Annotated in this window: 8 protein-coding genes; all 8 read right to left on the bottom strand. The window is 56.6% G+C overall.

Annotation, left to right across the window (positions count from 1 at the left end; all coding sequences use genetic code 11):
* Positions 1-46: 46 nt before the first annotated feature.
* Positions 47-946 (bottom strand): lipid kinase YegS, encoded by a 900-nt coding sequence (gene yegS, locus G5574_RS05785; protein ID WP_164482239.1) that lies wholly within the window; start codon positions 944-946, stop codon positions 47-49.
* Positions 947-1,176: 230 nt separating this feature from the next.
* Positions 1,177-2,553 (bottom strand): prephenate-dependent tRNA uridine(34) hydroxylase TrhP, encoded by a 1,377-nt coding sequence (gene trhP, locus G5574_RS05780; RefSeq protein WP_033740520.1) that lies wholly within the window; start codon positions 2,551-2,553, stop codon positions 1,177-1,179.
* A 116-nt stretch (positions 2,554-2,669) separates the two neighbouring features.
* Entirely contained in the window at positions 2,670-3,377 is a 708-nt protein-coding gene (gene baeR, locus G5574_RS05775; RefSeq protein ID WP_164482238.1) for an envelope stress response regulator BaeR, read from the bottom strand.
* Positions 3,378-3,383: 6 nt separating this feature from the next.
* Positions 3,384-4,772: an envelope stress sensor histidine kinase BaeS gene (gene baeS / locus G5574_RS05770; RefSeq protein WP_006119887.1), complete on the bottom strand. Its 1,389-nt coding sequence runs from the start codon at positions 4,770-4,772 to the stop codon at positions 3,384-3,386.
* Positions 4,769-6,169, bottom strand: coding sequence for a multidrug transporter subunit MdtD (mdtD, locus tag G5574_RS05765; protein ID WP_039338140.1), 1,401 nt, complete (start codon positions 6,167-6,169; stop codon positions 4,769-4,771). The genes baeS and mdtD overlap by 4 nt, the downstream gene beginning before the upstream one ends.
* 12 nt (positions 6,170-6,181) lie before the next feature.
* On the bottom strand, positions 6,182-9,259 hold the full coding sequence (gene mdtC / locus G5574_RS05760; RefSeq protein WP_033740513.1) for a multidrug efflux RND transporter permease subunit MdtC: 3,078 nt from the start codon (positions 9,257-9,259) through the stop codon (positions 6,182-6,184).
* Positions 9,256-12,378, bottom strand: coding sequence for an MdtB/MuxB family multidrug efflux RND transporter permease subunit (locus G5574_RS05755; protein ID WP_110268221.1), 3,123 nt, complete (start codon positions 12,376-12,378; stop codon positions 9,256-9,258). Before G5574_RS05755 ends, mdtC begins: the two co-directional genes overlap by 4 nt.
* Complete coding sequence (locus tag G5574_RS05750) at positions 12,378-13,607, bottom strand: MdtA/MuxA family multidrug efflux RND transporter periplasmic adaptor subunit (RefSeq protein WP_039338138.1); 1,230 nt, start codon at positions 13,605-13,607, stop codon at positions 12,378-12,380. Before G5574_RS05750 ends, G5574_RS05755 begins: the two co-directional genes overlap by 1 nt.
* Between the last annotated feature and the right edge of the window lie 324 nt (positions 13,608-13,931).

Genomic DNA, 13,931 nt, shown 5'->3' with positions numbered 1-13,931 from the left:
CACGAACTGTTTACATTAAGGCCGGGAGCCAGGGCTCCCGTGAGAATTAACTCAGCAGGGCACACTGCGGCGGCAGGCGGCAGCTTAACGCGCCCGGCATGATATCGATGGTAAATGACTGGCCTGTCAGCGGTTCGCCATCCAGGTTAAAGGTCATTTCATGCGGTGAGCGAATCGTCAGGGACGATAAGCGCGTAGAAACAATGCCGGGATTCTCTTCATCGCCGGTCAGGGAATGCAGCAGGGTAGGCAGCAACTCCTGCGCGGTAACAATGCTGACGTCCAGCAGGCCATCGTTAATCAACGCCGATGGGCATAAACGCTGACCGCCTCCGGCCTGACGACCGTTGCCGATGCCGATGACCAGCGCATCGCCCTGCCAGTTAAAACCGGGCGCGGTAATTTCACAACTGTCCGGTTTTAGCGTGTCCATGCGCATCAACCCATGAATAAAATAGGACACGCCGCCCAGCGCGGATTTGAGTTTTTCCGGCGTCTCGGTCGTAATGCGCGTGCCAAATCCTCCGGTCGCCATATTAATAAAATAGTGATGCTGGTTAACGCGGGCGAGGTCGATATCACAGGCTTTACCCTGGATAGCCAGGCGCAAGGCGTGCTCAATCTCTTCAGGAATGCCGACGCTGGTGGCAAAATCGTTCGCTGTGCCCAGCGGCAGAATCCCCAGAACCGGGCGCTCATCCGCGTTGACCGACGCCAGTGCGGTAGCGATTTCGTTGACGGTGCCGTCACCGCCGCCCGCCACCACGGTTTCCGCCTGCAGTTCAAGGGCTTCTTCCACGTAACGCTCACCGTCTCCTTTTTCATACGTCACGCGCACGGCTATGTTAAAGCCCTCGGCGCGCAGCTTCGTGATCGCTTCACGGAGATCGTCATTACCTGCGCCTTTACCATTCAGGATTAGCAGCGTAAGCGATTGTTTGTCCATTATCTGTTCCTTGGAGATCGAAAGCGTAGTTAGTGGTTATAGCATAGCCGGAAGAGAAAAATGATTGGCGAAAGGGAGAAAAAAGAAAACCCGCACGGGGGAGCCGGGCGGGTGAATGAGGTGGATCCAGTTACTGCTGCTGATAATTGTTACTCATTGGTAGCAGGCAGCACTATAGTTCAGTAAAACCGAGCCGTCTGTGATCCTGTTCTTGCTTTTGTCAAATTTTGTCAGGCCGTGGCGTGAGCGGCATGCGGATCCTGGGTGTTCTGGCCTGGCGCAAAGTTACGCAGCAGCAAGGCAAACCGCAAATCTACCTCCGGCGGCACTTTCATCCAGACGCGATGCCCGTCTCCCGGGGCCACCTCTGTCGGTTCTCCACGGCTGTTTTGCAGGGCATCAAGGGTACAGATCAGGTTACCAGACGGCGTCATGATCTCCAGGCTGTCATGCAGAACAAATTTATTCTTTACCCGTACTTCCGCCCAGCCCTCGCGCTGTTCACCGCTGAACTCCCCGACGAACTGCTGGCGCTCTGAGACAGAGTAGCCGGTCTGGTAATTCTGGTAGCTGTCGTGGGTGTGACGACGCAAAAAACCTTCGGTATAGCCGCGATGCGCCAGGCCTTCCAGGGTTTCCAGCAGGGCAGAATCAAACGGTTTACCTGCCGCCGCATCGTCAATGGCTTTGCGATAAACCTGTGCGGTGCGGGCGCAGTAATAATAGGATTTGGTGCGACCTTCGATTTTCAGCGAGTGAACGCCCATCTGGCTCAGGCGCTCGACGTGCGCCACGGCACGCAGATCTTTCGAGTTCATGATGTAGGTGCCGTGTTCATCTTCAAAGGCGCTCATCATTTCGCCGGGTTTCATTTTCTCCTCCAGCAAAAACACCTTGTCGCTGGGTTGCCCAATGCCCAATGTAGGCGTCACGTCCTGTACGCTGACCGGCTGATGAATTTCAACAATGTTGCCGACGTCATCTTGTCTGGCTTCCTGCAACTGGTATTCCCAGCGGCAGGCGTTGGTGCAGGTTCCCTGGTTAGGATCGCGTTTATTCATGTAGCCCGACAGCAGACAGCGCCCGGAGTACGCCATACACAGTGCGCCGTGCACAAACACTTCCAGCTCCATGTCCGGCACCTGCTCGCGAATATCGGCGATCTCCTCCAGCGACAGCTCGCGGGATAAAATCACCCGACTTAAGCCCATTTGCTGCCAGAATTTCACCGTTGCCCAGTTTACGGCGTTAGCCTGCACAGATAAGTGGATGGGCATGGCCGGAAACGCCTCGCGCACCAGCATGATCAGGCCAGGATCGGACATGATTAACGCGTCGGGCTGCATCTCAATTACCGGCGTTAAATCGCGAATAAAGGTTTTCAGCTTGGCGTTATGCGGGGCGATGTTCACCACCACATAAAACTTTTTACCCAGCGCGTGGGCTTCGTTAATGCCTTTCGCCAGGTTTTCATGGCTGAATTCGTTATTGCGTACCCGCAGGCTGTAGCGCGGCTGGCCGGCATAGACGGCATCGGCCCCATAGGCAAACGCGTAACGCATGTTTTTCAGCGTTCCGGCGGGGGAAAGTAATTCGGGTTTCATGATGTGCTCACTGATGTCAGGTCAGCATGTCGCCTTGACGACATGTGCAGGGGTAAACCCTGCAAAAGGTGCGGAATTGTAGGCAGGGTGAAAACGGAAGTAAATTGATCTGGGTCAATCTAAATCAACTGGCAGATATCGGCTTCCCAGCGATAGCCCATGCCATATACCGCGCGGATAAAGGGTTGTTCGCTGTCCAGGCTTTCCAGTTTCCTGCGCAGGTTCTTGATATGGCTGTCAATGGTTCGGTCGGTTACAACCCGGTAATCGTCGTAGAGATGGTTTAACAACTGTTCACGGGAGAAGACTTTTCCCGGTTCAAGGGACAGCGTTTTCAGCAGACGAAATTCAGCGGGCGTTAAATCCAGCGGCTCATCACGCCAGCTGGCCTGAAAGCGGCTTTCATGAACTTTCAGCAAAGACGCGACGGGCGCTTCTTCGGGAGATCGCTTCACCCGGCGCAAAATGGTTTTGACCCGCGCTACCACTTCGCGTGGGCTGAATGGCTTGCAGATATAGTCATCCGCACCAATCTCCAGGCCCAGCAGGCGATCGATTTCTTCCGTGCGCGCGGTCACCATAATAATCGGCAAGTCGGAATCACGACGAATCTCACGGCACAGCGTCAGCCCATCTTTACCCGGCAGCATCAAATCCAGCAGGATAAGATCGGGCGGCGTCTGTTTAACGTAGTCCAGTACCGCGTTGCCGTGCGCCAGATGATGCGTGCGATAGTTAGAGGCCTCAAGGTAATCAATCATCAGCTGTGCCAGCTTGGGTTCATCTTCAACCACAAGGATCAGCGGGTAAGTGTTTTCCTGGTTCATAATCTTCTAAACGGGAGGAACATAACGCAATTGTAGCGCGATTTTCAGCCCACCTAAATCTGCATGCGAGGCGCTGATGCTACCACCGTGGGCATCAACAATGTTTTTACAGATGGCCAGCCCCAGGCCAGAGCCGCCGCTGGCGCGATTGCGCGAACCTTCTGTGCGGAAAAAACGCTCAAATATTTGTGCCTGTTGATCGCCTTCCACGCCGGGCGCGCTGTCCTCTACGGTGACGTGCCAGTAGGGCGCGTCATACCAGAGCCGCACCCGGACTTCGCCGCCGGCATCGGTGTAACGCAGGCTGTTTTCCAGCAGGTTAATAAACAACTGCATCAGCCGGTCAGGATCGCCAAAAAACGGCGCGTCATCCGGCATGTCGAGCTTCAGGGTTAAATCATGGCTGCGGTAGCGCTCGGTAAAATTGCCTGCGCTGATCTCAATAAGCTGCACCAAATCGGTGGCCTGCTTGCGATAGGCCAGTGCGCCGACGTCAGAGAGCGAAAGCTGGTGCAGATCATCCACCAGCTTGGTCAGCAGCGCCACTTCGCTTTGCAGAGAGGTAATCGCGTCTGGCGTGAGTTTACGTACACCATCCTGCATGGCTTCCAGCTCACCGCGCAAAATCGCCAGTGGCGTGCGCAGTTCATGCGAGATGTCGGCCATAAAGGCCCGACGCATACTTTCATTTTTCTCCAGCGAACTGGCCAGCAGGTTAAAGTCATGGGCCAGCTGGCCCAGTTCGTCCTGGCTGTCAACCTTAACCCGTGTGGCTAAGTTTCCCGCCGCCAGATGATGCGTACCGTCTACCAGTCTTTTCACCGGGGCCAGCAAGCCCCGCGCCATTAGCCAGGTGACCAGGGCGGCAAGCAGAGTAGAGAGGCCCACGATATACCAGCTGGTTCGTCGCTGCTGCTGATCAAAATTGATATCGGTGCTGCGCGTCAGGCGCTCTGGCGGCGAGCTGATGATCCAGCCCACGACTTTACCGTTACTGAGCGTAATATCGTGACGTATCCCTTCCGGGGGAACCTGTGAGCGCGGGCCGACCATCACTTTGTAGTGCTGATCGAGTACCCAGAACTGGGTGCGCCAGCCGTGAGGCGGTAACTGGTTACTGCTGTCCGGGTTTTGCTCCAGCGAGCGCAGCATAGAGAAGATCAGCCGGTCGTTATTACGCAGAAAATCCCAGTCGCCATGCTGTTCATACTGATCGGCCAGCGCCGCACCCAGCAAATTCAGCCGCTGTTCATTCCCGCGTTTAATATAGTCGACAAAGCCATGTTCAAAGCTGAGCCGGACGCCCCAGTGCATGGTAATCAGGACCAGCATGCAGGTGGAGAATATGGCCATGAATAATTTGGCACCGATGCCAAAATGCAGGAACGATCTCATTCACTTCTCCGACGTCGCAGATCGACGCTTTTACTCATCTCTTTCGGAACCCGCCAGAACACCAGCGCAGGCAGAATAATGATCAGCGCCATACAGAGATAAACACAGATAAACGCCTGATGGCTTAAACCCTGTTCCCCGGACGTTGCATGACCAAACGCGCCCAGCAGCAGGCCCGCCACGGTTACGCCAATACTCATTGAGAGCTGCATGATCATCGATAACAGGCTGTTGCCGCTGGAGGCCAGGTCATCGGGTAGATCCTTGAGCGTCAGCGTATTCATCGAAGAGAAGCGAATCGCATTCACCATGCCTTGCAGAAACAGCACCAGCGGCAGCATGACTGTCCAGCCGAGCATCGCCACCAGTGGAAACAGCAAGACCACCAGCGCCAGGCCTATGGTTGAACCCACCAGCACGTTGCGATAGCCAAACAGGTTAACAATGCTGACAACCACACGCTTCATGCCCATATTGCCCAGCACCATGGCAATCATCATTAAGCCGGCATGAAACGGGCTGAAGCCCATGCCGATTTGCAAGAACAGCGGCGTCATAAAGGGCAACATGCCGCTGCCGATGCGGCCAGTCAGACTACCGAGTAAGCCAATGGAGAAAATGCGGTTGTCGAACAGCTTCAGGCTGAAAAGCGCACTGTCGTTTTGGCGCGCATGCAGTAGATAAAACAGAAGAGAGCCAGTGCCGATGAGGATCATCCCGGCCAGTAACAAGGCAGAGCCGCCGCTACTGCGTTGACCGTCAAGCGCCAGCGTTAACGTAGCCATTCCGGCGGCCAGCAGGACAAACCCGACAAAATCAAAGCGTCGCGGCGGCATCGCGTAGTTCGGCAGTAACTTCAACGTGGCGACGGCACCGATGATGCCGACCGGGATGTTAATCAGGAAAATCCAGTGCCAGCTGGCATATTCCACCAGCACACCGCCCAGTGCGGGCCCCAGCAGCGGCCCAATCTGGCCGGGCAGGGTGACAAAGGTCATCGCAGACATATACTGGTCACGCGGTACAATGCGCATTACCGTCAGCCGTCCTACCGGCACCATCATGGCCCCGCCAATCCCCTGAATCACACGCGCCATGATAAGCTGATTCAGCGTGCCTGACAGGCCGCACAACAGCGATCCCACGCTGAACAGTACAATCGCGCTAAAAAAGATATTTCTCACGCCAAACCTGTCCGCCAGCCAGCCGCTCAGCGGCAGCGTCACCGCCACCGTGAGCACATAGGCCACAATCACCGAATGCATATGCAGTGGGCTCACGCCCAGATCGTGCGCCATGGACGGGATCGCCGTGTTGACGATGGTGGTGTCCAGCGTCTGCATAAAAAAACCAAAGGCAACAATCCACAACTGCCAGCGGACCGTGACGCTCTGCATGATATTTACCCCTTAATGCTGAGTGGCATTCATCCTCTGGGTGCGCGTTTTACGTCGCAGTTTGTCCATCATTAAGTACACCACCGGCGTGGTATACAGCGTGAGGAGCTGGCTCATGATCAAGCCGCCGGCAATGGTGATGCCCAACGGCTGACGCAGCTCGGCGCCGTCTCCGCTGGTCAGCACCAGCGGTAACGCGCCAAACAGGGCCGCCAGCGTGGTCATCAGGATAGGGCGGAAGCGTAACAGGCAGGCCTGGAAAATCGCCTCGCGGGCGCTCAGATTGCCGTTGCGTTCTGCGTCAAGCGCAAAGTCGACCATCATGATGGCGTTCTTTTTTACTATCCCGATCAACAACAGAATCCCGATCAAGGCAATCAGGCTGAACGGCGTATCAAACAGCTCCAGCGCCAGCAGGGCACCGACGCCCGCAGACGGCAGCGTCGAAAGAATGGTCAACGGGTGCACATAGCTTTCGTAGAGAATCCCCAGCACGATATAAACTGCCGCAACCGCAGCCAGCATCAACCAGAGTTGACTGCTTTGCGATTGCTGGAACGCCTGTGCGGTGCCGGCAAAGCTGCCGCGCACGCTGGACGGTACGCCAAGCGCCGTCATAGTGCGATCGATCGCCTCGGATGCCTGGGACAGCGACACACCTTCTGGCAGGTTAAAGGAGAGGGTTGATGCGGCAGACAAGCCCTGATGATTAACCGACAGCGGCGCGTTGGCCGGTTGCCATTTGGCGAACCAGGAGAGCGGGATGGGTTTGCCGTCGCTGTTAATCACAAACATCTGATCCAGTGAACTGATGTCCTGGGTATAGCGCGGATCCACTTCCATGACGACCTTGTACTGGTTCAGCGGCTGATAGATGGTGGAAATCTGACGCTGACCAAACGCATCGTTGAGCAACGCATTCGCTTCGGAAACATTAATGCCCAGCCGCGCCATGCTGGCCCGGTCATACGTCAGGGCCATTTCGCTGCCCTGATCCTGCTGATCGGAGTTAACGTCGGCCAGTTCCGGCAGGGCGCTAAAGGCCTGACGAATTTTCGGTTCCCAGGTGCGCAGCGCAGCCAGATCGTCTGTTAACAGAGAATACTGATAGCTGGCGTTGGCTTCGCGACCGCCCACCCGGATATCCTGCACCGCATTAAGATACAGGTTGGCACCGGGCTCCTTTGCCAGCTTGGTACGCAGGCGGGCAATCACCGCCTGTGCATTATCTTTGCGTTCGGACAAGGGTTTCAGGGAGATAAACATCAGGCCCATATTGGTGCGCATGCCGCCGGTAAAGCCCACCACGCTTGAGACATCCGGATCGGCCCCCACGATTTTCATGAAGTCCTGCAACTTACCGCGCATCGCCTGAAACGAAATGCTTTGGTCGGCAGAAATAAAGCCGGACAGGCGGCCGGTATCCTGCTCGGGCAAAAAGGTTTTGGGAATACTGATGAACAGCCATACCGTCAGGGCGACAGTGCCCACGAGCAACAGGATGACCCAGCGCGCATGGTTCAGCACGACGTTCAGAGAGCGGGCATAACCCTGTTGTACCGCCAGCAGCAGGCGGCCAATGCCCCGTCGCCGCGGCTGACTGCGCGGCGCATGGGGTTTCAGCAGGTAAGCACACATCATGGGCGTCAGCGTGATGGATACAAACAGCGAGATCAGAATAGCAACCGACAGGGTGATGGAAAACTCCGCGAAGAAACGGCCAATCAATCCGCCTGTCATCAGCAGCGGCAGGAAGACCGCGATCAGCGACAGGCTCATCGACAGCACCGTAAAGCCCACTTCACGCACGCCTTTGAGCGCGGCGGCCAGCGGTTTCATGCCCGATTCAACATGACGGGCAATGTTTTCCAGCACCACAATGGCATCGTCCACGACAAAGCCGGTGGCGATGGTCAGCGCCATCAACGACAGATTGTTCAGGCTAAAGCCGCACAAATACATGGCGGCAAAGGTGCCAATCAGCGAGACCGGCACGGCCGCCGCCGGAATCAGCGTGGCGCGACCTGAGCGCAGGAAAACAAACACCACCAGAATGACCAGGCCAACGGCGATAATTAGCGACTGCTCAACTTCTTCGAGCGACGCGCGGATGGTGGGTGAGCGATCCTGGGCAATCTGCAGATCGATCGCCGTCGGGATGATTTCGTGCAGTTCGGGCAGTTCAGCGCGAATACGATCAACCGTCTCAATCACGTTCGCATCCGCCGTTTTGCGAATCACCAGCAAAACGGCCGGTTTGCCCCGCGACATACCGGCGTTGCGCACATCCTGCACGGAGTCCTCAACGGTGGCGACATCGGACAACCGTACTGCCGCGCCGTTGTTGTATTGCACGATCAGCGGCTGGTATTCCCGGGCGGTTTGTAATGCATCGTTGGTCCGTAACTGCCAGCGCTGTTGCCCGTCTTCCAGCGCGCCCTGCGGACGGCGCTGGTTAGCGTTAGCGATGGTCTGACGCACCGCATCCAGCGACACGCCCTGATTAAATAACGCCTGCGGATTGAGCGCCACGCGCACTGCGGGCAGCGAGCTGCCGCCCACGGTGACATCGCCCACGCCATTAATCTGCGACAGCTTCTGTGCCAGCTGTGTCGACGCATAATCATAAAGCTGGGCTGGCGTGTACAGATCTGACGTCAGCGTCATAATCATGATCGGCGCGTCAGACGGGTTGGCTTTGCGGTAGGTCGGACGCGACGGCATGCCGGTAGGGAGCAGGCTCTGCGCCGCGTTAATGGCCGCCTGTACATCACGTGCCGCGCCGTTAATATCACGATTAAAATCGAACACCATAATAATGCGGGTCGATCCCAGCGAACTGGTCGAGGTCATTTCACTGACGCCTGCAATTCGGCCCAGCGAGCGCTCCAGCGGCGTGGCGACCGAAGACGCCATCGTTTCGGGCGAGGCTCCTGGCAGGGACGCTGACACCATAATGACCGGAAAATCCACCTGCGGCAGCGGCGCCACCGGCAGCAGGCGGAAGCCCAGAATGCCCGCCAGCGCAATTGCCAGCGTCAGTAGCGTCGTGGCGACCGGACGATGGATAAACAAAGCAAAAAACTTCACGGCTGCGCCTCCGTCTGACCCAGGCGACGACGCAGGTTATGCGCCAGGCGGTCAAACAGCAGGTAGATTACCGGCGTGGTAAACAGCGTCAGAATCTGGCTCAGAATCAGGCCGCCGACCATGGCGATCCCCAGCGGCTGCCTCAGCTCTGCACCCACGCCAGTGCTGAGCATCAGCGGTAATGCACCCAGCAGGGCGGCCAGCGTCGTCATCAGAATCGGTCGGAAACGCAGCAGGCAGGCCTGATAAATCGCATCATAGGGCTTCATGCCCTGTTCACGTTCCGCCGCTAACGCGAAGTCGATCATCATAATGGCGTTCTTTTTCACAATACCAATGAGCAGAATGATGCCGATGATGGCAACAATATCCAGCTCATTCCCACTTATCATCAGCGCCAGCAGCGCACCGACGCCCGCCGTGGGCAACGTGGAGAGGATGGTGATGGGATGGATAAAGCTCTCATACAGCACGCCGAGCACGATATACATCGCTACGACTGCCGCCACAATCAGCCAGACGGTACTGGTCAGGGCAGCCTCGAAAGCCAGCGTGCTGCCCTGGAACTGCGTCATCACCTCTGACGGCATCCCCAGTTCCGTCTCTGCCTGGTTGATCGCTTTGGTCGCATCTTCCAGCGAATAGCCCTTCGCCACATTGAAAGAGAAGGTGGCGGAGGGGAACTGACTCAGGTGGTTAATCGTTAAAGGCGCATGGCGCTGGGCAATGCTGGCGATCGCGCTCAACGGCACGCTGCCACCGTCAGTGCTGTTCAGACGAATACCGTCCAGGCTTTGCAGGCCCGGCATGGTGCTGTTGTCCTGTTCCAGCACCACGCGGTACTGATTCGCCTGGGTATAAATCGTGGAGATCAGCCGCTGACCAAAGGCGTCATACAGCGCGTTATCTACGTCCGCCATGCTGATGCCCAGCCGGCTGGCACTGTCACGGTCCACTTTGATATAGGCTTCCAGCCCCTGGTCCTGCCAGTCACTGCTGACGTCACGTAGCGCAGGGTGTTTCTGCAGGGCGTTAAGCAGGGCAGGGACCCAGGTGCTGAGCGAATCCAGCGAACCGGACTGCAGAGTAAACTGATACGGCGTACGGCTGGCCTGGGTGTCAATTGTCAGGTCCTGCACCGCCTGCAACCACAAGGTGACGCCAGGAATTTTGCTGATCTGCGCTTGCAGCCGCTGCTGAATCTCCGGAATACGCTCGCTGCGCATATCCAGCGGTTTGAGGTTAATCTGCAACCGGGCGCTGTTGAGTGACGGATTGGTGCCATCCACGCCCACGAACGAGGTCAGACTCTGTACAGCCGGATCTTTCATAATCACAGAGGCAACATCGCGTGTCCGCTCCGCCATACTGGCGTAGGATACCGACTGCGGTGCCTCCAGCGTTCCCTGGATAATGCCGTTGTCCTGCTGCGGAAAGAAACCTTTAGGAATGGCCATCCACAGCAAAACCGTCAGCAGCAACGTGCCGAGCGCCACGGACAGCGTCAGCCAGGGGTGATTCAGCACCCGGCGCAGCCCACGACCATAAACGGCAATGATGCGATCGAACATCGCTTCGCTGGCACGGGAAAAGCGGTTCTGCTTACGCAGTGACTCGGCGCTCAGCATGCGGGCACACATCATCGGCGTCAGGGTGAGCGAGACCACCGCTGAGATCAGAATTGCCACCGCCAGCGTCACCGCAAATTCGCGAAACAGGCGACCAATCACGTCGCCCATGAACAGCAGCGGAATCAATACCGCAATCAGTGAAAACGTTAACGAAATAATGGTAAAGCCAATTTCGCCTGCCCCTTTCAGGGCCGCTGTCATCGGCTTTTCCCCTTTTTCGATATAGCGCGAGATATTCTCAATCACCACGATGGCATCGTCCACCACAAAGCCTGTGGCGATGGTCAGCGCCATCAGCGTCAGATTATTGATGGAAAAGCCCAGGAAATACATTGCCGCAAAGGTCCCAATAAGCGACAGCGGAACAGCCACGGCCGGAATGATGGTCGCGGGCACATTACGCAAGAACAGGTAGATGATCATCACCACGAGCGCCATTGCCAGCATCAGCTCATGCTGCGTATCGGTGACGGACGCGCGGATATTGGTGGTGCGATCGGTGACCAGTTTCACATCGACGGATTTGGGCAGGCTGGCAATCAGCCCGGGCAGCATGGCGCGAATATTGTCGGCGGTTGCAATAATATTGGCACCCGGCTGGCGCTGCACATTCAGTACGATGGCGGGTTCACGGTTAGACCAGGCACCCAGCCAGCTGTTTTCGGCACCCTGTTCAATCGTAGCCACATCGGCCAGCCGCACTGGCGCGCCATTTTTATAACTGACGATCAGCTGGCGGTAATCCTCGACCGATTTCATCTGATCGTTGGCTGACAGCGTAACCGAGCGGGTCGGACCATCAAGACTGCCTTTCGCGGAATTTACGTTGGCGTTGGTGATCGCCGTACGCACCATTTCGCTGGTCAGGCCCATAGAGGCTAATGCCTGGGTGTTCATCTTAACGCGCACAGCGGGACGCTGGCCGCCGGTCAACGTGACCAGGCCGACGCCGGTCACCTGGGAAATTTTCTGCGCGACGCGTGTTTCCACCATGTCCTGTACCTGGGTTAAGGGCATGCTGGTGGTGGTGACGGCGAGCGTCATGATGGGCGGATCCGCCGGGTTAACTTTGCTGTAAACCGGCGGATTCGGCAAATCGCTGGGCAGCAGGTTAGAGGCAGAGTTAATCGCCGCCTGCACTTCCTGTTCTGCGACATCGAGCGGCAGCGAGAGCTGGAACTGCAGCGTCACCACCGAGGCGCCGCCAGAACTTTGCGAGGCCATCTGCTTAAGACCGGACATCTGACCGAACTGACGTTCAAGAGGCGCTGTAATCGACGACGTCACCACATCCGGACTGGCACCGGGATACAGGGTAACAACCTGAATGGTCGGATAGTCCACTTCAGGTAACGCTGACACCGGTAAAAAGCGGTAACCCAGAATCCCCGCCAGCAGAATAGCAATCATCAGTAACGTCGTCGCGACCGGGCGCAGAATAAACTGGCGTGACGGTCCTCCGCTGTGGTCAGGAGGCATAACCTGCATTACTCTGACTCTCCTTTGGATGGCAAGCTGGCGCGGCTCTGTTTAGTTGCACTGCTCTGTGCTGCAACCACTTCCACTTTTGCCCCCTCTGTCAGGCGGTCAAGGCCATCCGTTACCACGCGGTCGCCCGCGCTCAGTCCGGCATTGATGACCACTTTCTGACTGTCCTGGAAACCGGCGGTCACGGTTTTCTTACTCACCTTATTTTCGCTGTTAATCACCCAGACAAAGTGGCCTTCGTTACCCATCTGTAACGCGGCTACCGGAATCACGACGGCATCCTGCAACGTATTCACCTTCAGCCGGGCGTTGACGAACTGATTAGGGAAAAGCAGGTCATCCTGATTATCAAAACGCGCTTTGATTTTAATGGTGCCTGTCGTGACGTCGATCTGGTTATCCAGACTGAGCAGTTTTCCGCGCGCAATCAGGTGTTGATTGCTGCGGTCCCAGGCTTCCACCAGCAACGGTTCGCCACTTTTCTGCGCCTGCATGATCTGGCTGATATTGTTTTCGGCGACGCTAAAGACGACATCCACCGGATGCGTCTGAGTGATCACCACCAGACCATTGGTATCACCGCTGGTGATGTAGTTGCCAATATCAACCTGCTTCAGGCCGACGCGACCCGCAATCGGGGACGTAATTCGGCTGTAAGTCAGGTTCAGCTGTGCGCTGGCAACGCTGCCTTCGTCGGCCTTAATCGTGCCCAGGGTTTCACTGACCAGCGCGTTTTGCGTATCCAGATCCTGCTGGGATACCAGCGAGGTTTTCGCCAGCTTCTGGTAACGGGCTAAATCACGGCGGGCGTTCGCAAGCGTAGCCTGATCGCGCGCCAGCTGGCCTTGAGCCTGCATCAGGGCGACCTGATAGGGACGCGGATCGATCTCTGCCAGCAGATCGCCGGCTTTGACCTGCTGGCCTTCCGTGAAATGGATGGCCACCAGGTTACCATCTACCCGGCTGCGTACCGTTACGGTATTGGCTGCGGTCACTGTACCCAAACCGCTAAGGTATTGCGGCACACTTTCTGTTACAGCGCTGGCAGCCTGCACGGGCGCAAGCGGTTTATGTCCACCGTTGCCTCTTTTGCCGTGTTCTGACTGGCTGGATGTTTCGTTGCCTGCGGGTTGGGCTGGATGCTTCCACCAGTAGTAACCGCCTGCAGCAGCGGCAATAACCACCGCTAAAATCAGGCCTTTTTTCATTCCAGGATGTCGGTTGTTCATTGTTATTGTTGCTCTCCAGCGATATCGTTCCAGGACGCGGGCGTAAACGTTAGCCTGCAAACCACGAATTGTAGTCGTCCCTGCGGGTAAAAATTTGAAGGAATTAAGGATATCTGTCAGCGCACCGTAAGTATGTCGGTTTTTTGAAAAAACGGCGTTGGCAAAGAGTCAGATTTGATGTGAAACAAGGCGGACTACGCTGACCACAGCGCGCCGGATCATATCCTGCCTGACCAGGAAATACAGGATTAAAAACAACTTGTCCTTCAGGAAGATGACACATTCATCACCCAGCGCTTTACGCAGCCGTGCGCAGCATGAAGA

This window comes from Pantoea stewartii (assembly GCF_011044475.1).
GTDB lineage: Bacteria > Pseudomonadota > Gammaproteobacteria > Enterobacterales > Enterobacteriaceae > Pantoea > Pantoea stewartii.
This window is presented reverse-complemented; position numbering and strand designations above follow the sequence as displayed.